A 26,285-nucleotide genomic window follows, 5' to 3' on the forward strand; every position below is an offset into this window, starting at 1 on the left:
CTTTGTTCCAGGTGTCTTTGCCATGCTGCTGCGCATTCCCGGCTTGTTCGCAAAAGAAGAAGTGCAGCGCATTCGCGAGGCGCTGGAACAAGCGGATTGGGCGGACGGCAAGATTACCGCTGGCTATCAGTCAGCCAAGGCCAAGCACAATTTGCAGTTGCCTGAAGGGCATCCAGTGGCCAAGGAGGTCGGCGCGGCGATGCTCGAACGGCTGTGGAAAAATCCGCTGTTCATGTCCGCGGCGTTACCGCACAAGGTTTTTCCCCCGTTGTTGAACTGTTACACGGCGGGTGGCAGTTTCGATTTCCACATCGATAACGCCGTGCGACAACCCAAGGGCAGCATCGAGCGGGTGCGCACCGATCTGTCGGCCACCCTGTTCTTCAGCGAGCCCGAGGACTACGACGGCGGTGAACTGGAAATCCAGGACACCTTCGGCACTCAACGGGTGAAGTTGCCCGCCGGCGACATGGTTTTGTATCCAGGCACCAGCCTGCACAAGGTCAATGCCGTCACCCGGGGTACGCGTTACGCCTCGTTCTTCTGGACGCAAAGCCTGGTGCGCGAAGACAGTCAGCGCGCCTTGCTGTTCGAGATGGACGGGGCGATCCAGCAATTGACTCACGACGTGCCTGATCACCCCTCGCTGATCCGCCTCACCGGCACGTATCACAACCTGCTGCGTCGTTGGGTCGAGGTATGAGTTATCAATTGCGCCGTGAGGAAGTCCTCGACGGTGATTCGCTCAAGGCCATGCTGGCGGAAAGTCCGGCGCGTGCAGCCCAAGCCATTCTGATCGCTGCTCGTGAAGGCGTACTGGACGCTCAGGCGCTGCTCGGGCAAATCCTGCTGGACGGCAACGGCATCGCGCTGGATCAGCCGTTGGCAGTGCGCTGGTTCGAGATTGCCGCTGAAGGCGGACATCTGATGGCGCGCAACATGCTCGGCCGTTGTCACGAACACGGCTGGGGTTGCATGGCAGATGCTTCGGTGGCTGCGCGGCATTATCGTATGGCCGCCAATGCCGGGCTGGATTGGGCGATGTACAACTACGCCAACCTGCTGGCGACCGGTCGTGGCGTGATGGAAGACCAGCAGCAAGCGCTGAGTCTCTATCGCCGCGCCGCCGAGCTCGGTCACGCGAAATCGATGAACCTGCTCGGGCGTTATCTGGAAGAAGGGCGGGTGTGTCCCAGGGATCTAACGGCCGCTCGTGACTGGTATCGACGTTCGGCGGTCGGCGGAGATTTTCGTGGGCAGTTCAGTTATGCCGCTGTGCTGGCCGAGGCGGGGAATGCCGAAGAGGCGTTGATCTGGTTGCGCAAGGCATTGGCGGGTGGAAATCTGAATTTCCTGAGCGTTGCGAGCAAGCGACTGGCAAGCGCAGAAAACCCACAACTTCGCGCACTGGCGCCCGAATATGCTCAACGTGTAATCGAGCTTGAGCGGCAACTGACACCGCTGTAACGCAGACACAAAAAAGCCCATGACAGGTCATGGGCTTTTTGATTTCTACGCGTGGCGCTTACACGTAAAACGACTTCAGCGGCGGAAAGCCATTGAATTCAACCGCGCTGTAACTGGTGGTGTACGCACCGGTCGACAGCCAGTACAAACGGTCACCAATCGCCAGGTTCAGCGGTAAACCGTACTTGTAGTTTTCGTACATGATGTCGGCGCTGTCGCAAGTCGGGCCGGCGATGACCACTTCTTCCATCTCGCCTTTCTTCTCGGTCCAGATCGGGAACTTGATGGCTTCGTCCATCGTTTCGATCAGGCCGGAGAACTTGCCCACATCCGTGTACACCCAGCGTTCTACCGCCGTGCGGGATTTACGCGCGACCAACACCACTTCGCTGACCAGGATACCGGCGTTGGCGATCAGCGAACGGCCCGGTTCGAGGATGATTTCCGGGAGGTCGTCACCGAAGTCTTCCTTGAGGAAGCGGATGATTTCTTCGGCGTAGGTTTCCAGGCTGTTGGTGCGGGTGATGTAGTTGGCCGGGAAGCCACCACCCATGTTGATCAGCTTGAGGTGAATGCCGTCTTCTTCTTTCAGGCGTTCGAAGATTACTTTGACCTTGGCGATCGCGGCGTCCCAGACGCTGATGTCGCGTTGTTGCGAGCCAACGTGGAACGAGATGCCGTAAGGCACCAGGCCCAGGTCACGGGCGAGGATCAGCAAGTCCATCGCCATGTCGGTCTGGCAGCCGAACTTGCGCGACAACGGCCAGTCAGCGGTGGTCGAGCCTTCGGTGAGGATGCGCACGTAGACTTTCGAACCCGGTGCAGCCTTGGCGATGTTGCGCAGGTCGGCTTCGGAGTCGGTGGCATACAGACGCACGCCCTTCTCGTAGAAGTAGCGAATGTCCTTGGATTTCTTGATGGTGTTGCCGTAGCTGATGCGATCCGGGCCGACGCCCTGGTTCATCACTTTATCGAGCTCGTAGATCGACGCGATGTCGAAGTTCGACCCTTTTTCTTTGAGCAGGTCGATGATTTCGACGGCCGGGTTGGCCTTGACGGCGTAGTAGACCTTGGCGAATTCGAAGCCGGCGCGCAGGTCGTCATAGGCCTGGCTGATCATCGCGGTGTCGATCACCACGAACGGGGTTTCTTGTTTGTCGGCGAAGGCCTTCATTTTATTGAAGGTATCGCGCGCGAAATAGTCTTCGACGTTGATCGACATGCTGGGAACTCCTACTGGCAAACTGAAATTAACAATGGGTGCAAATGAACGTCCTCCGTATCCCCACTTTGGTTCGCCTACTTCCCAAGGCATGTCGCCGAAAGCAAAAAGGCCATGGGAAGCGCTGCTTTCCCTTGGCCTTGCTGTCTCGTCGTCAGTACTTGAGCCGGATGGATCGTTTCCAGCATGGACGTTCGGCGCGAACTTTAGGGCGTGAGGGGCTTGAGATCAACAAAAAATGTCGCGTTTTTGCACACATCCGTCGTGCGGTCCCGGACAGCTACTGATGTAACCGACCTGCATGACAGTGTGATGTTCCCGCTGGAGGGAGATTTGAGGTGCTTCAGGCGGGATTTGTGGTGCCCCCAATCGCGGGCAAGCCCGCTCCCACAGGATTTCTGTCGTACACAAATCCTGTGTACACCAAGAACCCTGTGGGAGCGGGCTTGCCCGCGAATGCGTCGGTCAGGCCACCGCAGTCTCGGCTGGCGAAACAATGCTGGTCTTGCCGCCACGGGATTTGCCGGAGCTCAGGTACTCGGCAATCGATTCCTGCGTCACTTCCCCCAGGAACACCCGCTCCGCATCCATCACCGGCAGCCACGAACGGTTGAACTCGTACATCCGCGACAGCAGGATGCGCAAATGCTCGTCAAACGCCGCCGTGGCGTTGAACTCACGCAGGTACTGCGCGCAAGTCCCGGTCTGACGGTGCAGATCTCGACGACGCACGTAGCCCAGGGCCTTATTTTCAGCGCAGGTGACCACGACATAACGACGGTCGAGCTCGTCCATCAACTCCAGCGCTTCAGCCACCGGCGTTTCCGGGCTCACCGACGGCGCGTTGTCCGCCGCGTCCTCGGCTTTCACCAGCAACAGTCGCTTGAGCGTGCTGTCCTGGCCGACGAAGTTGCTGACGAAATCGTCCGCCGGATGCGCCAGCAGCGTGTCCGGGTGATCAATCTGCAGCAGCTTGCCGGCACGGAAGATCGCAATCTTGTCGCCGAGCTTGATCGCTTCGTCGATGTCATGGCTGACCATGATCACGGTCTTGTTCAGCGCGCGTTGCATCTCGAAGAATTCGTTCTGGATCATTTCGCGGTTGATCGGGTCGACCGCGCCAAACGGTTCGTCCATCAACAACAACGGCGCATCCGCCGCCAGTGCGCGAATCACGCCGATCCGCTGTTGCTGGCCACCGGACAACTCTCGCGGGTAGCGATTCAGGTACTGCTTGGGTTCCAGCTTGATCATGCTCATCAACTCGCGGGCGCGGTCGTGGCATTTCTGTTTGTCCCAGCCGAGCAGGCGCGGAACGATGGTGATGTTTTCCTCGATGGTCATGTTCGGGAACAGACCGATCTGCTGGATCACGTAACCGATGTTGCGACGCAGGGTCACTTCGTCGAGGTCGGTGGTGTCTTCGCCGTTGATCAAGATCTTGCCCGAGGTCGGCTTGATCAGGCGGTTGATCATTTTCAGCGTGGTGCTTTTGCCGCAGCCCGATGGCCCGAGGAACACACAAATTTCGCCTTCATTGACGGTCAGGCTTACCGAGTCCACGGCTTTCACATCTTTGCCGTTGCTTTGGAAGGTCTTGCTGAGGTTTTGAAGTTCGATCATTTCAGGAGTCCTTTTGGAGTCAGCGTGCGTTGCAGCCATTGCAGAAGCAGGTCGGCGAAGATGGCCAGGAGACTGACCAGCACGGCGCCGACGATCAGCATCGACATGTCGCTGCGGCTGATGGAAGCGAGAATGAGAACACCGAGGCCACCGGCGCCGATGGTCGCGGCGATGGTCATGACACCGATGTTCATGACCACGGCAGTGCGCACGCCGGCGAGGATTACCGGCACCGCGATCGGCAGTTCGACCATGCGCAGGCGCTGGCCGAAGGTCATGCCGATGCCGCGTGCGGCTTCGCGAATGCCGGGTTCGACGCCGGTCAGGGCGAGGTAGGTGTTACGCATGATCGGCAACAGCGAATACAGAAACACTGCCGTGATCGCCGGCATCGGACCGAGGCCCTGGCCGAATTTGGAGTAGAACGGCAGCAGCAGGCCGAACAGCGCAATCGACGGAACCGTCAGCAGCACGGTAGCGCTGGCTTGCAGTGGGCCGGCGAGCGTCGGGAAACGCGTCATCAGAATGCCGAGCGGCACGCCGACCAGAATCGCCAGGGTCACGGCGATGCCGACCAGGGTGATGTGCTGCCAGGTCAGGTGCAGCACCAGCGGCCAGTCGAGATGGGAAAAGGCGTTCAGAAATTCCATGTCTTTTCCTCCTCAGTTCAATGGATGCTGGCGCAGAAAGTCTGCGGCAACGGATGAAGGGCTTTGGTGATCGACATCGACCCGCGCATTGAGTTGGCGCATGGTGGCGTCATCGAACAGCTCCGCCAGCGGCTTGATGTCTTCCGCCAGTTTTGGATGGGCGTCGAGGTAGTCCTGACGTACAACCGGCGCGGCGGTGTAGTCCGGGAAGTAGTGCTTGTCGTCTTCGAGCAGTTTCAGCTTGAAAGCGTTCAGACGACCGTCCGTGGTGTAGACCAGCCCGGCAAACACCTGGCCATTGCGCAGGGCGGTGTAGACCAGCCCGGCGTCCATCTGGCGAATGTTTTTGCGCGTCAGGTTCATGCCGTAAAGGTCGACCATGCCGTTCAGACCGTCGGAACGGTTGGCGAACTCGGTGTCCAGTGCCACCAGATGAATGTCCTTTTGCTCGGCCTGCAACACCGTGTTCAGCTCGCTGATGGTGTTGATCTGCGGATAGGCTTGCGCGGTTTTTTCCGGCAGGGCCAGCGCGTAGGTGTTGCTGAATTTCGACGGGGTCAGCCAGACGAGGCCTTTTTTCGCGTCGAGTTCTTTCACCTTGGCGTAGGACTGAGCGCTGTCGAGTTTTTCCGTGATGTGGTTGTAAGCCACCAACGACACGCCGGTGTATTCCCACATCAAATCCAGCTGGCCACTTTCGTGGGCGCTGCGAGCGAGGTTGCTGCCCAGGCCGCCGGTCACCTGGGTGTCATAACCCTTGGTGCGCAGGTATTGGGAGGTGATTTCCGCCAGCAGGGTTTGTTCGGTGAATACCCGTGCGCCAATGCGGATCACGGGTTTTTCAGCAGCTTGGGCAACGCCTGCGAACAGCAGGGCGCAGCCTAGTAAAAAGCTAAATGTCTTCATAAAGATTCCTTTGCCGAGGCTTAAGACGGGCGCAAGCCGCGTTCGAGCCAGAGGCGGCTGGCGAGTGTCACCAGACCGTCGAGCAGCAAGGCCAGCAGGGCGGTGCAGGCCGCGCCGAGTAGCAGTTGCGGCTGATTGTTCAGGGCGATGCCAGGGAAAATCAGACTGCCCAGGCTGTTGGCGCCGATCAGGAACGCCAGCGGTGCGGTACCAACGTTGATTGCCAGCGCCACGCGCACGCCGCCGATGATGATCGGCACGGCGTTTGGCAGTTCTACTCGCCACAGCACTTGAGTCGGGGTCATGCCGATGCCGACGGCCGCTTCTTTCAGTGAACCCTGAACGTTTTTCAGGCCTTCATAGGTGTTGCGCACAATCGGCAACAGCGAGGCGAGGAACAGGGCGAAGATCGCGGGTCCGCTGCCGATGCCCAGAATCCCCAGGGCGATGGCCAGTACGGCGAGAGGCGGCACGGTGTTGCCGATGTTGAAGAGCTGCATGAAGCGCTCAGCGCGGTCCACCATGGACGGACGGCTGAGGAAGATACCGGCGGGAATGCCCACAACGAGGGCGGCCAGCATGGAGACAAGGACGAGAATCAGATGAGCTTGCAGGTAAAACAACAAATCGTCGCGGTAATGTTCGATCGTGTTGATGCCAATCCAGTGGACCAGCAGGGCCAGAAGGGCGACGACAACCGCACCTCCTATCAGCCCTTTGCCATAGCGAATAGCCACAGGCGGACTCCTTTTTTCTTTTGTCGGCGAACGCAGTCCCTTGGGGCAGTCCATTACTGGCTGCCGGGTAATCAACGTTCGCGAGAAGCAGCTCTTCATGCGGGTAAAAACCGCATGACATCGAGCCATAAGCGCAGCCTCGTCAGGCCAACTTGCTGAATTGTCAGCCCCTGGTACGAGTGCCGTAACAGGGGAGTGGACGTCTGCACCTTTTAAAAGGTTCCATAATTAACAGCATTTAGCCACCGTTGATTTCGATTGCGCACTGTAGGAGCCGGCTTGCTGGCGATCGCATCGCCTGGGTTTATCTGACAGATCGCGGAGCTGTCATCGCCAGCAGGCCGGCTCCTACAAAGATCCGTGCGGCTGGGCGAACGGTGGTCCGTGACAGTCGCTTTGCGCTATACTCGCCGCCCTTTTTTGAATCACCTGCCAGGCGATTTCCCATGACCAAACAGGCCGCCGAAGTCGCGAAACGCCGCACTTTCGCCATTATTTCCCACCCCGATGCCGGTAAAACCACCATCACCGAGAAGCTCTTGCTGATGGGCAAGGCGATTGCGATTGCGGGCACGGTGAAGTCTCGCAAGTCCGACCGCCATGCCACCTCCGACTGGATGGAAATGGAAAAGCAGCGTGGTATTTCCATTACCACGTCGGTCATGCAGTTTCCGTATCGCGACCACATGATCAACCTGCTCGACACCCCGGGCCACGAAGACTTCTCCGAAGACACCTACCGCACCCTGACGGCAGTGGACTCGGCATTAATGGTGCTCGATGGCGGTAAGGGTGTAGAGCCTCGGACCATCGCGCTGATGGATGTTTGTCGTCTGCGTGACACCCCGATTGTCAGCTTCATCAACAAACTCGACCGTGACATCCGCGACCCGATTGAGCTGCTCGACGAGATCGAAGCGGTCCTGAAGATCAAGGCTGCGCCGATCACCTGGCCGATCGGTTGCTACCGCGACTTCAAAGGCGTGTATCACCTCGCCGACGACTACATCATCGTGTACACCGCCGGTCACGGCCACGAACGTACCGATGTGAAAATCATCGAGAAGCTCGACTCCGATGAGGCTCGCGCGCATTTGGGCGACGAGTACGATCGTTTTGTCGATCAGCTGGAACTGGTGCAGGGTGCCTGTCACGAATTCAATCAACAGGAATTCCTGGACGGCCAACTGACGCCGGTGTTCTTCGGTACTGCATTGGGCAACTTCGGTGTCGATCACGTGCTCGACGCCGTGGTCAACTGGGCGCCGAAACCGCTGGCCCGTGTGGCCAACGAGCGCACCGTAGAACCGGTTGAAGAGAAGTTCGCCGGTTTCGTGTTCAAGATCCAGGCGAACATGGACCCCAAACACCGCGACCGCATCGCCTTCATGCGGATCTGCTCCGGCAAGTACGAAAAAGGCATGAAGATGCGCCACGTGCGCACCGGCAAAGACGTGCGGATCGGCGATGCGCTGACATTCTTCTCCTCTGAACGTGAGCAACTGGAAGAAGCGTTTGCCGGCGATATCATCGGTTTGCACAACCACGGCACCATCCAGATCGGCGACACCTTCACCGAAGGTGAAACCCTGGGCTTCACCGGTATCCCGCACTTCGCGCCGGAATTGTTCCGTCGCGTACGCCTGCGTGACCCGCTGAAATCCAAGCAATTGCGTCAGGGCTTGCAGCAGTTGGCGGAAGAGGGCGCGACCCAGGTGTTTTTCCCCGAGCGCAGCAACGACATCATCCTCGGCGCCGTCGGTGTGCTGCAGTTCGATGTGGTCGCCAGCCGCTTGAAAGAGGAATACAAGGTTGAGTGCTCATACGAGCCGATCACCGTTTATTCCGCGCGCTGGATCGATTGCAGCGACAAGAAGAAGCTTGAGGAATTCTCCAACAAGGCGGTGGAAAACCTCGCGATCGACGGCGGTGGTCACCTGACTTACCTGGCCCCGACCCGGGTCAACCTGGCGTTGATGGAAGAGCGCTGGCCGGACGTGAAATTCCGTGCGACGCGTGAGCATCACTAAGCGCGAAGTTGAAACACCCCAAACCCCGTTGCGAAAGCTGCGGGGTTTTTTTTGCTGACGCGCTCCCACATTAGACCGAGCCAGAAGTGGTAATAACTATTCGCCATAACCCTTATTCGAAACCAATCTGCCGATCATGCGCATTTCCAGCCTGCCGTTAGCGTCCTATCTGGTGAACCACGCTGATCGGAACTAGATTTCATTCAGCGCCAGTCAGGCACCCAAGCGTCACACATGAAAGGACGGAATCTATGAAAATCTTTCAACGCATTTTGCTATTGATCAAAGTAATGGTGATGTTGTCTCTTGGGGCATCGGCCGCGTGGGCCAGTAGCCCAGGGCACTCCCATGGTTACTCGGGTGTTCAGGGGCCAGGCAGTTCAATTCATGCCATTTACGCCGATGACTCTGATCCTGATGGTCAGGACTCTGGCAAAAGTGGCACTGAAGGCGCGGACGAACCGACGGGTTCCGACGATGAAGAAAGTGACGACCAATCGTAAATCCCGGGCAAAAAAAACCCCTTTGCCGGATTGATGCGCAATCGAAGCAGAAGGGGTTTGATTGACTAAAGCGCGCCTCATCTCATGAGGCGCGCTTTTTTTCAGGCCGCGCCGTCGAGGAACTGCTCCGCGTAATGGCAAGCCACCTGGCGGTTATCGAGAGGGCGCAGGGCCGGCTCTTCGGTGCTGCAACGCTCGGTGGCGTACGGGCAGCGCTTGTGGAAAGCGCAGCCGGATGGCGGGTTCAGCGGGTTAGGCAACTCACCGACGATCTTGATTTTCGGCTTGTTCGGGTCCGGGTGAATGGTCGGTGTGGCCGACAACAGCGCCTGGGTGTACGGGTGCAGCGGACGCTCGTAGATGTCGTTCTTCGGACCCATTTCCACCGGGCGACCGAGGTACATCACCATCACGTCATCGGCAACGTGTTGCACCACCGCCAGGTTGTGCGAGATGAACACGTAGGCGGTGTTGAACTCTTGCTGCAAATCCATGAACAGGTTCAACACCTGCGCCTGAATCGACACGTCCAGCGCCGAGGTCGGTTCGTCCGCTACCAGCACTTTAGGCTGCAACATCATCGCGCGGGCCAGGGCGATTCGCTGGCGCTGACCGCCGGAGAACATGTGCGGATAACGCTGATAGTGCTCAGGACGCAAGCCCACCTGCTTCATCATTGCCTGGACTTTTTCGCGACGTTCGGCCGCCGACAGGTTGGTGTTGATCAGCAGCGGTTCGCCGAGCTGGTCACCGACCTTTTGCCGAGGGTTGAGCGAGGCGTACGGGCTCTGGAACACCATCTGCACGTCTTTGCGCAGTTGTTTACGCTGCGCCTTGTCGGCACCGGCGACTTCCTGGCCGGCGATTTTCAAGGAGCCGGAGGATGGCTCTTCGATCAGCGTCAATGCACGGGCCAAGGTGGATTTTCCGCAGCCCGATTCACCAACGACAGCGAGGGTCTTGCCGGCATGCAGTTCAAACGACACGCCGTTGAGGGCACGTACGGTCGCATGGCCCTTGAACAGGCCGCGGGACACTTCGTAGTGACGGGTCAGGTCGCGGGCGGTAAGTACGACGGCCATTACGCCACCTCCTGATTAAGCGGGTAGAAGCAGCGGGCGAGGCTGTTGCTTTTCGGGTCAAGGGCCGGACGTTGCTGACGGCAGGTTTCCTGCACATACGGGCAACGCGGCGACAGCAGGCAACCTTGCGGACGGTCGTAACGACCGGGGACGATACCCGGCAGGGTCGACAGGCGTGTGGCGCCGAGGCTGTGTTCCGGAATCGCTTTGAGCAACGCTTCGCTGTACGGGTGCGCCGGGATGTCGAACAGCTGTGGCACCTGACCGACTTCAACGGCCTGGCCGGCGTACATCACACACACGCGCTGGGCGGTTTCAGCCACGACCGCGAGGTCGTGAGTGATCAGCACCAGGCCCATGTTCTGTTCTTTCTGCAACGCCAGCAGCAGGTCCATGATCTGCGCCTGAATCGTGACGTCCAGAGCTGTGGTCGGTTCGTCGGCGATCAGCAGTTTCGGTTCACCGGCAATCGCCATGGCAATTGCAACACGCTGGCTCATACCGCCGGACAGTTGGTGCGGGTAGGCGTCCATACGGCTGGCGGCGCCCGGGATTTCAACTTTTTCCAGCAGCTCAATGGCACGCTTGCGCGCTTGCTTGCCGGACATTTTCAGGTGCAGGCGCAGCACTTCTTCGATCTGGAAACCGACGGTGTAGCTCGGGTTCAACGCGGTCATCGGGTCCTGAAAGACCATGGCCAGGTCTTTGCCGACGATTTGTCGACGCTGACGATTGCTGAGCTTGAGCATGTTCTTGCCGTCGAAATTCAGGGCGTCGGCGGTGACGATCCCCGGATGCTCGATCAGGCCCATCAGCGCCATCATGGTCACGGATTTACCCGAACCCGACTCGCCAACGATGGCCAGGACTTCGCCTTTTTCCACGGTAATGTCGAGCCCGTCGACCACCGGAACGGCGTTCTTGTCGCCGAAGCGAACGTTGAGATTCTTGATTTCTAACAGTGACATTTGAATTTCCTCAGGCGGCGTTCTTGAGTTTCGGGTCCAGCGCATCGCGCAGGCCGTCGCCCATCAAGTTGATTGCCAGCACGCTGAGCAAAATGGTCAAACCAGGCAGGCTTACCACCCACCAGGCGCGTTCGATGTAGTCGCGAGCCGAAGCCAGCATGGTGCCCCACTCAGGGGTTGGCGGTTGAACACCAAGACCCAGGAAGCCCAGGGCCGCGGCATCGAGAATCGCCGAGGAGAAGCTCAAGGTTGCCTGAACGATCAGCGGCGCCATGCAGTTCGGCAGCACAGTGATGAACATCAGGCGGGGCAGCGTGGCACCGGCCAGGCGCGCGGCGGTCACGTAGTCGCGGTTCAACTCGCCCATCACCGCGGCGCGGGTCAGACGAACATAGGACGGCAGGGACACCACGGCGATGGCGATCACGGTATTGATCAGGCCAGGGCCGAGGATGGCGACAATCGCCACGGCCAGCAGCAGCGACGGCAGGGCCAGCATGATGTCCATCAGACGCATGATGGTCGGGCCTAAAACACGCGGGAAGAAACCGGCGAACAGACCCAGGAGAATCCCCGGGATCAGCGACATCACTACCGACGACAAGCCGATCAGCAGGGACAGGCGCGAGCCGGTAATCAGGCGCGACAGCAGGTCGCGACCCAGTTCATCGGTGCCGAGCAGGAACTGGATCTGCCCACCTTCCAGCCAGGCTGGCGGGGTCAGCAGGAAGTCACGGTATTGCTCGCTCGGGTTATGCGGGGCAACCCACGGCGCGAAGATCGCGCAGAAAATCACCAGCAACATGAACATCAGGCCGGCGACGGCGCCCTTGTTGCGGGAAAACGCGTGCCAGAATTCTTTGTACGGGGACGGATACAGCAGGCTTTGATCGACTGTTACCGCTTGATTTGGGGTTGTAGCTGGAGTGGTCATGGTCATGATCTCAGCGCTGGTGACGGATGCGTGGGTTGGCAAAGCCGTAGAGGATGTCCACTACGAAGTTGACCAGAATCACCAGGCAGGCGATTAACAGGATGCCGTTTTGCACGACTGGATAGTCACGGGCGCCAATGGCTTCGATCAGCCATTTGCCGATGCCGGGCCACGAGAAAATGGTTTCGGTCAGGACCGCACCGGCCAGCAATGTGCCGACTTGCAGGCCGACCACGGTCAATACCGGAATCAGCGCGTTGCGCAGGCCGTGCACGAACACCACGCGAGAAGGCGACAGGCCTTTGGCGCGGGCGGTACGGATGTAGTCTTCACGCAGCACTTCGAGCATCGAAGAACGGGTCATCCGCGCGATAACGGCCAGCGGGATGGTACCCAGCACGATGGCCGGCAGGATCAGGTGATGCAGGGCATCGAAGAATGCGCCAACGTCATCGGCCAGCAAGGTGTCGATGAGCATGAAGCCGGTGCGCGGCTCGATGTCGTAGAGCAGGTCGATCCGCCCGGACACCGGGGTCCAGCCCAGGCTCACCGAGAAGAACATGATCAGGATCAGGCCCCACCAGAAGATCGGCATCGAATATCCCGCCAGGGAGATGCCCATCACCCCATGGTCGAACAGGGATCCTCGTTTGAGTGCCGCAATCACGCCGGCCAGGAGGCCCAGGATGCCGGCGAACAACAGGGCGGCCATGGACAGTTCCAGGGTCGCGGGGAATAGAGAGGTGAATTCGCTCCACACGCTTTCACGGGTACGCAGCGATTCGCCGAGGTCGCCGTGAGCCAGTTTGCCGATGTAGTCCACGTATTGGGCGTACAGAGGCTTGTTCAGACCAAGGCGTTCCATTGCCTGAGCATGCATTTCGGGGTCGACTCGACGTTCGCCCATCATTACTTCCACGGGGTCGCCTGGAATCATGCGAATCAACGCGAAAGTCAGCAAGGTGATGCCGAAGAACGTGGGGATCAATAACCCCAATCGGCGGGCAATAAAACTAAACATCTTGTGGTGTACCTCATCAGCCGGTTAGGCGTGCCTGGTGTCCCTGGAGTCAGGGACACCGGGAGTTTTCTTATTTACTTCACCTGGGTGGTGGCGAAGTTATTCGTGGTAAGCGGGCTAATGTGATAGCCCTCTACGTTGTTGCGCATTGCGGTAAACATACGGGTGTGCGCCATGCTGATCCATGGCTGATCCTGATTGAAAACTTCCTGGGCTTGCTCGTAGAGCGCTGCACGTTCCGTCGGGTTCACTTTAGCTCGGGCTTCGTCGATCAGCGTCTGGAATTTCTCGTTGCACCAGCGCGCGTAGTTTTCGCCGTTCTTGGCTGCTTCGCAACTCAGCATAGGCGTCAGGAAGTTATCCGGATCACCGTTATCACCTGCCCATCCGGCGGAAACCATGTCGTGTTCGCCGTTCTTCGCACGTTTGAGCATTTCGCCCCATTCCATGACGCGAATATCGATCTTGATACCGACCTTGGCCAGGTCAGCCTGCATCATCTGCGCGCCCAGCATCGGGTTCGGGTTGGTCGGCCCGCCGCCGTTACGGGTGAACAGTGTAAACGTTGTGCCTTCCGGCACGCCTGCTTCCTTGAGCAAGGCGCGGGCCTTGTCCAGGTCACGCGGCGGGTTGGTCAGCGTGTGGTTGTAGCCCAGCAGGGTGTCCGGGTACGGGTTGACCGCCACGGTCGCATTGCCTTTGCCAAACAGCGCGTTGACATAAGCGGCCTTGTCGAACGCGATGTCGATGGCTTTGCGCACACGCACATCGCTCATGTATTTGTGCGAGGTGTTCATCGCGATGTACGAAACGGTCATCGCGTTCAGTTCATCAACCTTGAGGTTGGTGTCTTTCTTGATGCTCGGGATGTCATCCGGTTTCGGATACAGCGCGATCTGGCACTCATTGGCCTTGAGCTTTTGCAGGCGCACATTGTTGTCGGTGGCGATCGCCAGAATCAAGGCCTCAGCCGGTGGCTTGCCACGGAAGTACTCCGGGTTGGCCTTGAAGCGGACTTGCGCGTCCTTGTTGTAGCGTTGGAACACGAACGGACCGGTGCCGATCGGCTTGTTGTTCAGGTCGCCGGTCTTGTTCGCCTTGAGCAACTGGTCGGCGTATTCGGCGGAGTAGATCGAGGAGAAGGCCATGGCAATGTCGGCCAGGAACGGTGCTTCACGACGGGTCAGGGTGAACTTGACCGTATTGTCGTCGACTTTCTCGACGCTTTTGAGCAGCTCTTTGAAGCCCATGCTTTCAAAGTACGGGAAGCCCACGCTCGACAGTGTGTGCCATGGGTGGTTCGGGTCCAGCTGACGCTGGAAGCTCCAGACCACGTCGTCGGCGTTCATGTCGCGCGTCGGTTTGAAATAGTCGGTGGTGTGAAACTTGACGCCTTTGCGCAGGTGGAACGTATAGCTCAGACCGTCTTCGCTGATGTCCCAGGAGTCGGCCAGTGCCGGAATCACTTCCGTGGTGCCCGGCTTGAAGTCCGCCAGACGATTGAAGATGGTTTCAGCCACCGCATCGGCCGTGACTGCAGTCGTGTACTGGACCATATCGAAGCCTTCCGGGCTGGCTTCGGTGCAGACCACCAGGGGTTTGGCAGCGACGCCAACAGCGACACTCAGCAACGCGGCCGCGATGGCCGCACGTAGGGGAAGCATTTTCATCAAGAACCCTCTGCAATCGGTTAAAGGACTAAAGCCCGACGGCCGATTCATTGTTGAATCAGCCGTCGGGCAGGTGCATTACAGGATGTTGAAAGGAATCGTGGTCACGAGACGGAACTCGTTGATGCTGCCATCAGCCTGGTTTTCGCTGCCACGGTGAGCGGTGTAGGTCGCGCGAACAGTGGTGGCCTTGAGCGGACCGCTCTGGATGGCGTACGAAGAACCGATGCCGTATTCATAGTGGCTCTCGCCGTCCATCGACTGCACGCCGTCGTAGCCGCCGCCCGCGTAGTGAGTACCGTCGATGCCCCAGCCACGCGCCTGGTAGATGTTGAACTTCAGGCCTGGCACGCCGTATTCAGCCATGTTCAGGCCGTAGGCGATCTGGAAGGACTTCTCGTTCGGGCCGTTGAAGTCCGACAGCAGGGAGTTGGCCAGGTAGATGCCGTTGGTTTCGTGCAGGTAGTCGAAGTATTCGTTACCGTTAATTTCCTGGTACGAGAAGGTCAGGGTGTGAGCCTGGTGAGTCAGGCCGAACGACAGGGAGCCGGCCTGGTTGTCGATGTCGCCCAACAGTTTTTTACCCTGGTCCACGGTTTTGTAGTAGTTCAGGCCGGTGGTCAGGCTCAGTACCGAGCTGTCACCCAGTACGTGGCTGGCGCCGAAGTAGTACTGGTTCCACAGGTCTTCGGCCTGGGTGCCCCAGAAGCTGGTGGTCAGGCTGGCGAACGGCTGGTAGGTGATGCCAGCGGTGTTGACGTGATCGGCTTCGGCGTCGGGGTTGCCGTATTCGGAGCGGAATTTGCTCAGGCTTTCTTCGGTACGCGGTGAGTTGCGATCGAAAGTGCCCAGGTCGAAGGCCAGGTTGTTCAGCTCTTCGCTGTGGATCGCGATACCTTCGAAGCTCGAAGGCAGGGCACGGTTACCGATGACGTCGACCTGTGGGCTGCTGAAGTTCATGCGACCGGCAGTCAGGGTGGTGTTGGAGACGCGCGCCTTGACGTTGGCCAGGCCCAGCTTGCTCCACTGACCTTGAGCGTCGCCGCCTTCTTTGGTCAGGGTCCGGTTGTTGCCCGCGCCTGGACGAGTGCCCGGTGCGCCACCGTTGTTGGAAGCGAGACTCTCGCGATCACGTTCCAGAGCGACAGCGTTGTAGGCCGCCACTTCGGTGCTGAAGCCAACGGTGCCTTCGGTGAAGCCGGAGTTGTACTTAATGATTGTGCCTTGCACCCAGTTGATACGACGATCAGTCGGGGTCGAAACGCCGTCTTTCTTGTAGAAGAACTTGCCGCCACGTTTCAGTTGTTCGTTGGCGTACCAGTTGCGCGTAGTGCCGGAGATGGATTGACCTTCGACGAAGCCGGTTGCATCAGCTTGTGCACTTTTGGTGTTGACCGTCACCGGGGTGAATTCCTGGCTCTGGGTTTCTGCGTACGCCGTGGCGGTGACGCTGCTGATGGCCAAGGCCAATAACGCGGTGCTGCTCAGTTTCATGGGTGAAGCTCCTTACTTTCTTTTTTTATGCCGGTCTTATGGTGATCCGGCTATTTGGTTTTTAACTCATACAAGGCATCGCAAACGTTTGCTGTGCGCCGAATTGACGAATTACGGCAATACGCTTGCGTGAGGGCGCACTGCGCCCCCAGCGTTCTGGCTAATCGGTTATTGGTCGATACTGACGCCCGAGAACACGTTGCGGCCGAAGGGGCTGACTGTGAACCCTTCGACTTTGGCGCTTAACGGCTGGTTAACCGTCGAGTGGGCGACCGGCGTAATCGGTACCTGTTGTTTGAGGTACTGCTGAGCCTGTTTGTACAGCACGGTGCGCTGGTCGCGGTCGGTGACGACCTTGGCCTGCTTGATCAGCTTGTCGTAAGCGGGATCACACCACATGGAGTAGTTGTTGCCACCAATGGCGTCGCAGCTGTAAAGCGTGCCGAGCCAGTTGTCCGGGTCCCCATTGTCCCCGGTCCAGCCGATCAGGCTGATGTCGTGCTCGCCATTCTTGGTGCGCTTGATGTACTCGCCCCATTCATAGCTGACGATCTTTACTTTGAGGCCGATTTTCGCCCAGTCAGCCTGGAGCATTTCGGCCATCAACTTGGCGTTCGGGTTGTAGGGGCGCTGAACCGGCATCGCCCACAGGGTAATTTCCGTGCCTTCCTTCACGCCGGCAGCCTTGAGCAGTTCCTTGGCTTTTTCCGGGTTGTAGGCGGCGTCTTTGATCGTTTCGTCGTAGGACCATTGGGTCGGCGGCATGGCGTTGACAGCCAACTGCCCGGCACCCTGGTAGACGGCGTTGAGAATACTTTGCTTGTTCACCGCCATGTCCAGTGCCTGGCGCACTTCGAGCTGGTCGAAAGGCTTGTGCCGAACGTTGTAGGCGATGTAACCGAGGTTGAATCCTGGCTTCTCGATGAGCTTGAGTTTTTCGTCGTTCTTCAGCGCGGTCACATCGGCAGGGCGCGGATGCAGGGTGATCTGGCATTCGTTGGCCTTGAGTTTCTGCACTCGCACCGACGCGTCGGTGTTGATGGCGAAAATCAGGTTGTCGAGCTTGACCCGGCTCGGGTCCCAGTACTGCTTGTTGCCGGTGTAACGGATGTTGGAGTCTTTCTGGTAACTCTTGAACACGAACGGTCCAGTGCCGATCGGCTTCTGGTTGATGTCGCTCGGTTTGCCGCCTGCCAGCAGATTGTCGGCGTATTCAGCGGACAGGATGGCGGCGAAGCTCATGGCGATGTTCTGGATGAACGCGGCGTCGACGCTGTTGAGCGTCATGACCACAGTCAGCGGCCCGGTCTTTTCGACCTTGGCGATGTTCTTGTTCAGGCTCATCCCGTTGAAGTACGGGAACTCGGTCGGATAAGCCTTACGGAAAGGCAGTTGCGGATCGAGCATGCGATTAAACGTGAACAACACGTCATCGGCATTGAAGTCACGGGTCGGCGTGAAGTAGGGCGTGGTATGAAACTTCACCCCTTCGCGCAGATGAAAGGTGTACTTGAGGCCGTCTTCGGAAATATCCCAACTGGTAGCCAGGCCCGGAACGACGTTGGTTGCGCCTTTTTCAAACTCTGCCAAACGGTTGTACAGCGGCTCGGCGGCGTCGTTATCGGTCGCAGTGGTGTACTGCGCCGTGTCGAAACCGGCGGGGCTACCTTCGGAGCAGAACACCAGGCTGTTGTTGGAGGCCTGGCTGATGGAGGTGGCAGCCAACAGGCCGGTGCCCAGTAATGCGGATAAAATCAAGGAATGGCGCATGACGCTCCCTCTTGTAATAACGAGTGTTTTGACAGCGAGCCGCCGTCCCGTCCTGGAACGTGGAAGATCACTGATTTCAAACCATGCATTGCAGCAATAACCGAGTGCCCACGCATAAGCTGGTCAGAACCCGACGGTATGAGCCGTGGATCTGGCAGTAAATGCGAACGGTCCTAAAGTTTCGTAGGAATTAGCAACACGTCCGACCCCGACGCAGTAGTAAGCGGCGGAATTGGGCGTAAGAGCTTTCCTGCTTTCTCGGCAGATAAAGCAACGGCGACGTCAAAAACGTCGCCGTTGAACACCTTACTTGCTGACGCTGACGCCGTAGAAGGAGTTCAAGCCAAACGGACTGATCTTGAAATCCTGCACTTCGTTGCGCATAGGTTGGAACACCGTCGAGTGAGCGATAGGTGTCATTGGAACTGCATCTTTGAGGACGTGTTGCGCCTGTTTGTACAGCTCGGTGCGCTTGGCCTGGTCGGTTGTGCGCTTGGCTTCTTTTACGATGCCGTCGAACTTCTTGTCGCACCACTTGGAGAAGTTGTTGCCTTCCAGCGAATCGCAGCCGAACAGCACGTTCAGCCAGTTGTCCGGATCACCATTGTCACCGCTCCAGCCAATCAGCATGGCCTGGTTCTCGCCACCTTTGGAGCGCTTGATGTACTCGCCCCACTCGTAGCTCTGGATCTTGACGTTCAGGCCGATTTTCTTCCAGTCGGACTGCAGCATCTCAGCCATCAGCTTGGCGTTCGGGTTATACGGACGCTGTACCGGCATCGCCCAGAGAACGATTTCGGTGCCTTCTTTCACGCCGGCTTCCTTGAGCAGCTCTTTGGCTTTCTCAGGATTGTACGGCGCATCCTTGATGGTGGTGTCGTAGGACCACTGGGTTGGGGGCATGGCGTTGACGGCCAATTGACCGGCGCCTTGGTACACGGAGTCGATGATCTGTTGCTTGTTGACGGCCATGTCCAGTGCCTGGCGAACCTTCAGGTCGGCCAACGGGTTTGCATCCGTTTGCCCTTTGACCTTAGGCATCACGTTGTAGGCGATGTAACCCAGGTTGAAACCGGCCTGGTCAGGCACTTTCAGGGTCTTGTCTTCTTTGAGCGCCTTCAGATCGGCTGGACGCGGGAACAGAGTGATCTGGCACTCGCCCTTCTTCAGCTTCTGGATACGCACCGACGGGTCGGTGGTGATGGCGAAGATCAGGTTGTCGATCTTGACGTCGTCAGGCTTCCAGTAGTCCTTGTTCCCGGTGTAGCGAATGTTGGAGTCTTTCTGGTAGCTCTTGAACACGAACGGGCCAGTGCCGACCGGCTTCTGGTTGATGTCCGCAGCTTTGCCTTCTTTCAGCAGCTGGGCGGCGTATTCGGCGGACTGCACCGAGGCGAAGCTCATGGCCATGTTCTGAATGAACGCGGCATCCACTTCTTTCAACGTGAACTTGACGGTTTTGTCGTCGACTTTATCGATCTTGGTGATGTTGGTGTCCATCCCCATGTCGGTGAAGTACGGGAATTCAGTCGGGTACGCCTTACGGAACGGATCATCCTTGTTAATCATGCGATTGAAGGTGAACAGCACGTCGTCGGCGTTGAAGTCACGAGTCGGTTTGAAGTACGGGGTGGTGTGGAACTTGACGCCGTCACGCAAGTGGAAGGTGTACGTCAGGCCGTCCGGGGAAATGTCCCAGCTGGTCGCCAGGCCAGGAATCACAGCGGTGCCGCCGCGCTCGAACTGGGTCAGGCGGTTGAACATGGTTTCTGCAGAGGCGTCGAAGTCGGTTCCGGTGGTGTATTGACCTGGATCGAAACCGGCGGGGCTCCCTTCGGAGCAGAACACCAGGTTAGTCGCGGCTTGGGCGAAGGGGGCACTAGCTAACAAGCTGGCGCCGAGTAAAAACGGAATGACCGCGTTTTTAAGCATGGTGGCCTCATGATTGTTGTCATTTTTGGAATTAGAGGACGACCTCGTGAGTCGACCTGCGGATACTTATGCAGGGGCCGTACCCAATGCAAGATCCAGAGCGACCACAGGCGTTAAACAGTGGCACGTACGTACCTTAATGTCGCATTTGTATAAATTCAGGCGCATTTGACCGTTTGCGCGGGTTTTTTTCGGTGCAACCGACGCACCGCAGCGGGGCAAAAGGGGAAGCTCGCGCACCCGGTTGGAGCGGGGTGTTACTTATTTATACCCAGGCTTTGGGGGTTGGATGTGCTGGGTGGGGTGGCTTTTTGGGAGTGAGGATGTTTTGCGCCGGGATGGGTTTCTGTTGAGTTGGGGGCTGTGCGGTAGGTGTTTGTTGTTTAACGGTTTTGGTGTGGGTGTCGGTGTAGTTTGAATGGCAAGTGTGTGTCAGTGGACATCTTGGTTGTTGATCTAATCGGTACATTTGGTGGCGGCGGTTGGCGCACGGTCGTGGGCTGCGCGTTTATGGGTGGTACTGGGTGCAACCGCGGCTATTTATTGGTAGCGCCTTTTGTCGATGGCGGCCTGACAGCCGACCAATCTCTATCAGGTGCACATCATTATCTGTGGGAGCTGGCTTGCCTGCGATGGCGTCCTGACAGACGACCAATCTCTTTCTGCCGTCCCCAACTGATCGTTCCCACGCTCCCGCGTGGGAATGTCGCCAGGGACGCTCCGCGTTCCATTTTTGTGTTGAACGATGTGTAAAAAACACAGAGCTTTCCCACGCATTTTTCAGGTTGCCGGGTAGGAAGTCCTGTCTCTAACCTCTGGCTGTCGCTGCAAAATCAGCGACCGGGTGTGAGATCTCCGGCTATTAGTATTCATCTAGCGCCAATGCCACCATAATTGGCGCCAGCTTATCTGCTGCCTGTAAATGCGTTATGGCGGCTGTGTGCGGGCAGACTTCGGTCTGGCCGGGTGCCTACTACCGGTGATCTCACTCTGCACATAGCTGCCACCTCTTCGCCGCTTGAGATCCGGCGAAGGGAGGGCTCCCGTTACCAGTAGGAGTTTCCATGGATAGGTTAATCCCCGATCCACCCACCACCCCCGAAGCTGAAACCGAAGCCGAAGACTTACGCGCCGAAACGCTACTAAAAGACCGCGAAGCCATAAACCGCGCCCTCGACTACTACCTCGATCCCCCATCCCAATACGCCGAAAAACCCCGCCGTCCGAGCACGATGTACATGATCGCCCCGAACATGGACACCGAAAGTCTCCTGGCCCAGGCCTGCGAATCACTGGCCTCTGCCAGCGTCATGACCAGCGATTTCGCCTCGAACCTGATCGGCCCTCAGCGTAATACGGTGTTGGCGATTCAGCAGATCATCATGCTGGCGGAGTTGGCGGTGAATCGCGCCTTGGATAACGTCGATCCGCAGGGCTGATCAAAGACCGCGTTATCGTTCATCGCAGGCAAGCCAGCTCCCACAAGGGATTGAGTGTGTTCTCAGGTTTTGAGCAAGACATAGATCATCTGTGGGAGCTGGCTTGCCTGCGATGGCGCCGGATCACCCACAACAGAACTTGCTGGTTCAACTGGGCTTTTGGCAGGCAATAAAAAAACGGCGATCACTCCCGTGATCGCCGTTTTTATGTGCGAACTATCAAATCAAGGCATCAACACTTCAATCGCCCCATCCGCCGTCATGCTGACCTGGCTGGTGCCCGCCTCAACATCCGGTGTCACCGGTGCGGCATCCATCGAGGCCGCTTTCATCATCATCGGGCCGCGCATGTACGGTTGTGGGTAACCATTGCTGTTGAGGTTCAGGTTAACAATCTTGTAGCTCTTGCCACCCAGTGCATCGGTTGCCAGTTGGGCGCGGGCCTTGAAGGCGGTCACGGCTTCTTTAAGCAGTGCGTCTTCGCTGGCCTTGCGTGTTGGTGTGGCGATGGCAAAGTCCATGCCGCCCATTTTCAGGTCGGTCAGCAGTTCGCCGGTCAGTTTCGACAGGGCGGCGAAGTCCGAGCTTTCCAGGCGCAGTTCCGCGCGTTCACGCCATCCGGTGATTTTCTGGCCCTTGGTGTCGTAGATCGGGTAGCTGTTGCGGCTACCCTGGCGCAGGGTGATGTCTTTGACCTGTTTCGCCTGGGCCAGCGCTTTGTTCATGGTGGTGCTGACGTCGGCGGCGAGTTTGGCCGGGTCGGTGTTTTGGTCTTCGGTGTAGAGCGTCACGATCATCAGGTCGCGAGCCACTTCCTGGCTGACTTCGGCGCGCAGGGAGATCTGGTTGTAATGCAGCTCGTCGGCGGCCAGGGCCGGGAGGCTGGCGAGGGTGCCGGCACTCAGGGCGAGGAGGGCGGTGCAGCGGCGCAATGTGTACATGAAAGCTCCTTGGGCGATGCGCAGGTGTCAGGTTCGAGCCTGCGTGAAACCATCAGACTCTAGCTGTAATGATCCGGTTCGCACAGTTACAACTTCTATACAGATCGGATGCAAGCTCGCTCGCCACAGGGGACATTACATGGCGCGCAGACTGTGGCGCTTTGCCGCACTTTTGCCTGTCAGCCCCCGTGCTTGGTTATACTCCGTGCGATCCGCCTGGAGCGCTCATCAGGAGAGCTCATGCTCGCCCCCGTTCAAATCACTTCTGCCACTCGCCAGAACCTCTGGCGGCTGACGTTCATCCGCACGTTAGTGCTCGCGGCCCAGGCCGGCTCCGTCGGGTTGGCCTATTGGCTCGACCTGTTGCCGTTGCCGTGGGTGCAGCTGGCAATGACCCTCGGCTGTTCGACGCTGCTGTGCGTGTTCACCGCGGTTCGACTGCGCACCACGTGGCCAGTCACCGAACTGGAATACGCGCTGCAACTGGCCTGCGACCTGTTTATTCACAGTGCCCTGCTGTATTTCTCCGGCGGCTCGACCAACCCGTTCGTCTCTTATTACCTGGTGCCGCTGACCATCGCTGCGGTGACGCTGCCATGGCGCTATTCGGTGATTCTGTCGGGTATCGCATTGACGATGTACACCTTGTTGCTCGCGCGCTTCTATCCGTTGCAAACCTTCCCGATTGCCCGGGAAAACCTGCAGGTCTACGGAATGTGGCTGAGCTTCGCACTGGCTGCTGCGGTGATTACGTTTTTCGCCGCGCGCATGGCCGAAGAGCTGCGCCGTCAGGAAGAGCTGCGGGCGATTCGGCGTGAAGAAGGCCTGCGAGACCAGCAATTGCTGGCGGTAGCGACGCAAGCGGCCGGCGCGGCGCATGAGCTGGGCACGCCGCTGGCGACCATGAGCGTATTGCTCAAGGAAATGCGTCAGGACCATCACGACCCGTTATTGCAGGACGATTTGAGCGTGCTGCAGGATCAGGTCAAGCTGTGCAAGGAAACCTTGCAGCAACTGGTGCGCGCCGCCGAGGCCAATCGCCGTTTGGCGGTGGAGATGCAGGACGTCACCGACTGGCTCGACGAAGCGCTGAACCGCTGGCACCTGATGCGTCCGGAAGCCAGTTACCGCTTCCAGCGTCTGGGCCAGGGCACCGTGCCGCGCATGGCGCCGCCGCCGGATCTGACGCAAGCGCTGCTGAATTTGTTGAACAACGCCGCCGACGCTTGCCCCGAAGGGCTGCAAGTGACGCTGGACTGGAATGCCGAAGACTTGACCATCAGCATCCGCGATCACGGTGCCGGTGTGCCGCTGGCCATCGCCGAACAGATCGGTAAACCGTTTTTTACTACCAAGGGCAAAGGTTTCGGCCTGGGCCTGTTTTTGAGCAAGGCCAGCGTGACACGCGCCGGCGGCTCAGTGAAACTCTACAGTCATGAGGAAGGCGGCACGCTCACCGAGCTGCGCCTTCCTCGTGTCGCCCGAGGAGACGAACATGAGTGACGATATCCAGGTTGAAGGCGAAGAACTGCCGCATTTGCTGTTGGTCGACGACGATGCAACCTTTACCCGCGTGATGGCCCGCGCCATGGCCCGCCGTGGCTTTCGCGTCAGCACCGCCGGCTCTGCCGAGGAAGGCCTGACCATCGCCCAGGCCGATCTGCCGGATTACGCCGCGCTGGACCTGAAAATGGACGGCGACTCGGGGCTGGTCTTGCTGCCCAAGCTGCTGGAGCTGGACCCGGAAATGCGCGTGGTGATCCTCACCGGTTATTCGAGCATCGCCACCGCCGTCGAAGCGATCAAGCGCGGCGCCTGCAATTACCTGTGCAAGCCGGCCGACGCCGACGACGTGCTGGCAGCGCTGCTGTCCGAGCACGCCGACCTCGACACCCTGGTGCCGGAAAACCCGATGTCGGTGGACCGTTTGCAGTGGGAGCACATTCAGCGCGTGCTGACTGAGCACGAGGGCAACATCTCCGCCACCGCGCGCGCCCTGGGCATGCACCGCCGAACGCTGCAGCGCAAACTGCAAAAACGTCCTGTGCGCCGCTGAACGGACGCTGAACGATCATCGCCAGCCCTCGCGATAAACCGAGCCGATCAACTATGATCGGTTCGTGTGTGTTCTTTTCTCTATCGAGCCTTATCCATGAATCAGAACGCTGAATATTCCGCGGTCAACGATGCCGTGCACGGGCAGTTTTTCCGCAAAGTGTGGGCGATCATCACGCCCTATTGGCAAAGTGAAGAGAAGGGCAAGGCCTGGACACTGCTGATCGCAGTGATTGCCTTGTCGCTGATCAGCGTGGGGATCTCGGTGTGGTTCAACACCTGGTACAAGGATTTTTACAACGCCTTGCAAAAGAAGGATGAAGCGGCGTTCTGGCAGCTGATTCTGTATTTCTGCGCGATTGCCGCCGTGGCGATTGTCGGTGCGGTGTACCGGCTCTATTTGACGCAGATGCTGACGATCCGCTGGCGAGCCTGGCTGACCGAGAAACACTTTGCCCGTTGGCTCGGCAACAAAAACTACTACCAGCTGGAGCAGGGCGGTTACACCGATAACCCGGACCAGCGGATTTCCGAAGACCTCAACAACTTCACCTCCAACACCCTTGAGCTGGGGATCGGGCTACTGCGCAATATCGTCAGCCTGGTGTCGTTCTCGATCATTCTGTGGGGCGTCTCGGGCAGTATTGAAGTCTTCGGTATCACTATTCCCGGCTACATGTTCTGGTGCGTACTGGTTTACGCAGTGGTAGGCAGCTGGTTGACGCATTTGATCGGCCGTCGCTTGATCGGTCTGAACAACCAACAACAACGCTTCGAAGCCGACCTGCGTTTCTCCATGGTGCGCGTTCGCGAGAATGCCGAAAGCATCGCGTTGTACAACGGAGAACCGAACGAAAATCGTCGGTTAAGTGGCCGCTTCGGGATGGTCTGGCACAACTTCTGGGACATCATGAAGGTGTCCAAGCGCCTGACATTCTTCACCGCCGGTTACAGCCAGGCGGCCATCATCTTCCCGTTTATCGTTGCCTCGCCGCGTTATCTCGCCGGAAAGATCGAGCTCGGTGAGCTGATGCAAATCAGCTCGGCATTCGGCAACGTGCAGGAAAGCTTCAGCTGGTTTATCAGTGCGTATCAGAACCTCGCCTCATGGCGCGCCACCTGTGATCGTCTGCTGAGTTTCCGTCAGGCCATGACCGACAACGAAGAGCGCCAACCGGCCATCGACGTACAGAATCAGGGCGATGAACTGAAGATCCACAACCTCGGTCTCGATCTGGCGGATGGTCGTCATCTGCTGACCAACGCCAACATGGCAGTGGAAGAGGGCGATCGCGTGATGCTCAGCGGCCGTTCCGGCAGCGGCAAGTCAACCTTGTTGCGTGCGATGGGGCATCTGTGGCCGCGCGGCCACGGCAATATCCGTTTGCCGTCGGCGCGCTACCTGTTCCTGCCGCAAAAGCCGTACTTGCCGATTGGCAGCTTGCGTGAGGCGCTGAGTTATCCACAGGCTGGCGATACCTACTCTCAGGAACGCTACGTCCACGTGCTGGAAACGTGCCGTTTGCCGCATCTTGTTGCTCGTCTGGATGAGGCGAACCACTGGCAGCGCATGCTCTCGCCGGGTGAGCAGCAACGTTTGGCGTTTGCCCGAGCGCTGCTGTATGCACCGCAATGGTTGTACATGGACGAAGCCACTTCGGCGATGGATGAAGAGGATGAGGCTTCGTTGTATCAAGCGCTGATCGATGAGTTGCCGGGGCTGAGCATTATCAGCGTCGGGCATCGCAGCAGCCTGAAGCGTTTCCATCCACGGCATGTTCGCATCGAGAACGGCCATTTGGTGGACCAGACCGTGACCGCCTGAGCACCACAAATCCTTT

At 58.5% G+C, this 26,285-nt stretch carries 22 protein-coding genes; 8 read left to right on the plus strand and 14 right to left on the minus strand.

Features of this window, described 5'->3' with window-relative positions; translation table 11 throughout:
* Nucleotides 1–22: 22 nt before the first annotated feature.
* Both NL116_RS04895 and NL116_RS04900 read left to right on the plus strand, forming a co-directional pair.
* On the plus strand, nt 23–703 hold the full coding sequence (locus NL116_RS04895) for a Fe2+-dependent dioxygenase (RefSeq protein WP_494376239.1): 681 nt from the start codon (nt 23–25) through the stop codon (nt 701–703).
* Nucleotides 700–1,467: a tetratricopeptide repeat protein gene (locus NL116_RS04900; protein ID WP_494376240.1), complete on the plus strand. Its 768-nt coding sequence runs from the start codon at nt 700–702 to the stop codon at nt 1,465–1,467. The genes NL116_RS04895 and NL116_RS04900 overlap by 4 nt, the downstream gene beginning before the upstream one ends.
* Before the next feature lie 58 nt (nt 1,468–1,525).
* On the opposite strand, the gene NL116_RS04905 is transcribed toward NL116_RS04900, so the two are convergent.
* From NL116_RS04905 to NL116_RS04925, 5 genes are all read right to left on the minus strand, one after another.
* The gene (locus NL116_RS04905; protein WP_027924486.1) at nt 1,526–2,689 is read right to left on the minus strand and encodes a type III PLP-dependent enzyme; all 1,164 of its coding nucleotides are present in this window, start codon (nt 2,687–2,689) and stop codon (nt 1,526–1,528) included.
* A gap of 465 nt (nt 2,690–3,154) precedes the next feature.
* Nucleotides 3,155–4,312: an osmoprotectant ABC transporter ATP-binding protein OsmV gene (locus NL116_RS04910; RefSeq protein WP_494376241.1), complete on the minus strand. Its 1,158-nt coding sequence runs from the start codon at nt 4,310–4,312 to the stop codon at nt 3,155–3,157.
* A complete protein-coding gene (locus NL116_RS04915) occupies nt 4,309–4,962 on the minus strand; it encodes an ABC transporter permease (protein ID WP_007942812.1) in 654 nt (217 codons plus the stop codon). The genes NL116_RS04910 and NL116_RS04915 overlap by 4 nt, the downstream gene beginning before the upstream one ends.
* A gap of 12 nt (nt 4,963–4,974) precedes the next feature.
* Complete coding sequence (locus NL116_RS04920; RefSeq protein WP_494376242.1) at nt 4,975–5,868, minus strand: glycine betaine ABC transporter substrate-binding protein; 894 nt, start codon at nt 5,866–5,868, stop codon at nt 4,975–4,977.
* Between the two features lie 20 nt (nt 5,869–5,888).
* On the minus strand, nt 5,889–6,605 hold the full coding sequence (locus NL116_RS04925; protein ID WP_483842519.1) for an ABC transporter permease: 717 nt from the start codon (nt 6,603–6,605) through the stop codon (nt 5,889–5,891).
* Nucleotides 6,606–7,051: 446 nt separating this feature from the next.
* On the opposite strand from NL116_RS04925, the gene NL116_RS04930 reads away from it, so the two are divergent.
* A complete protein-coding gene (locus NL116_RS04930; RefSeq protein ID WP_123435283.1) occupies nt 7,052–8,635 on the plus strand; it encodes a peptide chain release factor 3 in 1,584 nt (527 codons plus the stop codon).
* A gap of 251 nt (nt 8,636–8,886) precedes the next feature.
* Nucleotides 8,887–9,138, plus strand: a complete 252-nt coding sequence (locus NL116_RS04935) for a hypothetical protein (protein WP_494376243.1) — start codon at nt 8,887–8,889, stop codon at nt 9,136–9,138.
* A 101-nt stretch (nt 9,139–9,239) separates the two neighbouring features.
* On the opposite strand, the gene NL116_RS04940 is transcribed toward NL116_RS04935, so the two are convergent.
* The 8 genes from NL116_RS04940 to NL116_RS04975 form a co-directional block, all read right to left on the minus strand.
* On the minus strand, nt 9,240–10,220 hold the full coding sequence (locus NL116_RS04940) for a peptide ABC transporter ATP-binding protein (protein ID WP_059181621.1): 981 nt from the start codon (nt 10,218–10,220) through the stop codon (nt 9,240–9,242).
* Nucleotides 10,220–11,188 carry an ABC transporter ATP-binding protein gene (locus NL116_RS04945; protein WP_494376244.1) on the minus strand — a complete coding sequence of 323 codons (969 nt, stop codon included), beginning with the start codon at nt 11,186–11,188 and terminating at the stop codon, nt 10,220–10,222. Before NL116_RS04945 ends, NL116_RS04940 begins: the two co-directional genes overlap by 1 nt.
* Before the next feature lie 10 nt (nt 11,189–11,198).
* Nucleotides 11,199–12,122 (minus strand): ABC transporter permease subunit, encoded by a 924-nt coding sequence (locus tag NL116_RS04950; protein WP_494376245.1) that lies wholly within the window; start codon nt 12,120–12,122, stop codon nt 11,199–11,201.
* A 10-nt stretch (nt 12,123–12,132) separates the two neighbouring features.
* On the minus strand, nt 12,133–13,143 hold the full coding sequence (locus NL116_RS04955; RefSeq protein WP_494376246.1) for an ABC transporter permease subunit: 1,011 nt from the start codon (nt 13,141–13,143) through the stop codon (nt 12,133–12,135).
* Between the two features lie 74 nt (nt 13,144–13,217).
* The gene (locus NL116_RS04960) at nt 13,218–14,813 is read right to left on the minus strand and encodes an ABC transporter substrate-binding protein (protein WP_494376247.1); all 1,596 of its coding nucleotides are present in this window, start codon (nt 14,811–14,813) and stop codon (nt 13,218–13,220) included.
* A gap of 78 nt (nt 14,814–14,891) precedes the next feature.
* Nucleotides 14,892–16,307, minus strand: a complete 1,416-nt coding sequence (locus tag NL116_RS04965) for an OprD family porin (protein WP_494376248.1) — start codon at nt 16,305–16,307, stop codon at nt 14,892–14,894.
* A gap of 168 nt (nt 16,308–16,475) precedes the next feature.
* Entirely contained in the window at nt 16,476–18,077 is a 1,602-nt protein-coding gene (locus tag NL116_RS04970) for an ABC transporter substrate-binding protein (protein ID WP_494376249.1), read from the minus strand.
* 306 nt (nt 18,078–18,383) lie between these two features.
* Nucleotides 18,384–20,009 carry an ABC transporter substrate-binding protein gene (locus tag NL116_RS04975; RefSeq protein WP_494376250.1) on the minus strand — a complete coding sequence of 542 codons (1,626 nt, stop codon included), beginning with the start codon at nt 20,007–20,009 and terminating at the stop codon, nt 18,384–18,386.
* Between the two features lie 1,064 nt (nt 20,010–21,073).
* On the opposite strand from NL116_RS04975, the gene NL116_RS04980 reads away from it, so the two are divergent.
* A complete protein-coding gene (locus NL116_RS04980) occupies nt 21,074–21,448 on the plus strand; it encodes a DUF6124 family protein (RefSeq protein WP_494376251.1) in 375 nt (124 codons plus the stop codon).
* A gap of 224 nt (nt 21,449–21,672) precedes the next feature.
* Here NL116_RS04980 and NL116_RS04985 read toward each other — a convergent pair whose 3' ends face one another.
* Nucleotides 21,673–22,389 carry an SIMPL domain-containing protein gene (locus tag NL116_RS04985; protein WP_494376252.1) on the minus strand — a complete coding sequence of 239 codons (717 nt, stop codon included), beginning with the start codon at nt 22,387–22,389 and terminating at the stop codon, nt 21,673–21,675.
* A gap of 240 nt (nt 22,390–22,629) precedes the next feature.
* Between NL116_RS04985 and NL116_RS04990 the strand changes: the two genes are divergently transcribed.
* The 3 genes from NL116_RS04990 (at nt 22,630) to NL116_RS05000 (ending at nt 26,269) form a co-directional block, all read left to right on the plus strand.
* Nucleotides 22,630–23,892: an ATP-binding protein gene (locus NL116_RS04990; protein WP_140664169.1), complete on the plus strand. Its 1,263-nt coding sequence runs from the start codon at nt 22,630–22,632 to the stop codon at nt 23,890–23,892.
* Nucleotides 23,885–24,445 (plus strand): response regulator transcription factor, encoded by a 561-nt coding sequence (locus NL116_RS04995; protein WP_027924503.1) that lies wholly within the window; start codon nt 23,885–23,887, stop codon nt 24,443–24,445. The genes NL116_RS04990 and NL116_RS04995 overlap by 8 nt, the downstream gene beginning before the upstream one ends.
* Nucleotides 24,446–24,541: 96 nt before the next feature.
* Entirely contained in the window at nt 24,542–26,269 is a 1,728-nt protein-coding gene (locus tag NL116_RS05000) for an ABC transporter ATP-binding protein/permease (RefSeq protein ID WP_494376253.1), read from the plus strand.
* Nucleotides 26,270–26,285 lie beyond the last annotated feature (16 nt).

Source organism: Pseudomonas sp. FBCC-B1667, assembly GCF_059133255.1.

Coding starts and splice junctions, on each gene's coding strand:
- NL116_RS04895 (WP_494376239.1), top strand. CDS start 23: ATGCTGCTGCGCATTCCCGGCTTGTTCGCAAAAGAAGAAGTGCAGCGC.
- NL116_RS04980 (WP_494376251.1), top strand. CDS start 21,074: ATGGATAGGTTAATCCCCGATCCACCCACCACCCCCGAAGCTGAAACC.
- NL116_RS04940 (WP_059181621.1), bottom strand. CDS start 10,220: ATGGCCGTCGTACTTACCGCCCGCGACCTGACCCGTCACTACGAAGTG.
- NL116_RS04920 (WP_494376242.1), bottom strand. CDS start 5,868: ATGAAGACATTTAGCTTTTTACTAGGCTGCGCCCTGCTGTTCGCAGGC.
- NL116_RS05000 (WP_494376253.1), top strand. CDS start 24,542: ATGAATCAGAACGCTGAATATTCCGCGGTCAACGATGCCGTGCACGGG.
- NL116_RS04950 (WP_494376245.1), bottom strand. CDS start 12,122: ATGACCACTCCAGCTACAACCCCAAATCAAGCGGTAACAGTCGATCAA.
- NL116_RS04915 (WP_007942812.1), bottom strand. CDS start 4,962: ATGGAATTTCTGAACGCCTTTTCCCATCTCGACTGGCCGCTGGTGCTG.
- NL116_RS04995 (WP_027924503.1), top strand. CDS start 23,885: ATGAGTGACGATATCCAGGTTGAAGGCGAAGAACTGCCGCATTTGCTG.
- NL116_RS04970 (WP_494376249.1), bottom strand. CDS start 18,077: ATGCGCCATTCCTTGATTTTATCCGCATTACTGGGCACCGGCCTGTTG.
- NL116_RS04930 (WP_123435283.1), top strand. CDS start 7,052: ATGACCAAACAGGCCGCCGAAGTCGCGAAACGCCGCACTTTCGCCATT.
- NL116_RS04965 (WP_494376248.1), bottom strand. CDS start 16,307: ATGAAACTGAGCAGCACCGCGTTATTGGCCTTGGCCATCAGCAGCGTC.
- NL116_RS04910 (WP_494376241.1), bottom strand. CDS start 4,312: ATGATCGAACTTCAAAACCTCAGCAAGACCTTCCAAAGCAACGGCAAA.
- NL116_RS04955 (WP_494376246.1), bottom strand. CDS start 13,143: ATGTTTAGTTTTATTGCCCGCCGATTGGGGTTATTGATCCCCACGTTC.
- NL116_RS04900 (WP_494376240.1), top strand. CDS start 700: ATGAGTTATCAATTGCGCCGTGAGGAAGTCCTCGACGGTGATTCGCTC.
- NL116_RS04990 (WP_140664169.1), top strand. CDS start 22,630: ATGCTCGCCCCCGTTCAAATCACTTCTGCCACTCGCCAGAACCTCTGG.
- NL116_RS04935 (WP_494376243.1), top strand. CDS start 8,887: ATGAAAATCTTTCAACGCATTTTGCTATTGATCAAAGTAATGGTGATG.
- NL116_RS04960 (WP_494376247.1), bottom strand. CDS start 14,813: ATGAAAATGCTTCCCCTACGTGCGGCCATCGCGGCCGCGTTGCTGAGT.
- NL116_RS04975 (WP_494376250.1), bottom strand. CDS start 20,009: ATGCTTAAAAACGCGGTCATTCCGTTTTTACTCGGCGCCAGCTTGTTA.
- NL116_RS04905 (WP_027924486.1), bottom strand. CDS start 2,689: ATGTCGATCAACGTCGAAGACTATTTCGCGCGCGATACCTTCAATAAA.
- NL116_RS04945 (WP_494376244.1), bottom strand. CDS start 11,188: ATGTCACTGTTAGAAATCAAGAATCTCAACGTTCGCTTCGGCGACAAG.
- NL116_RS04985 (WP_494376252.1), bottom strand. CDS start 22,389: ATGTACACATTGCGCCGCTGCACCGCCCTCCTCGCCCTGAGTGCCGGC.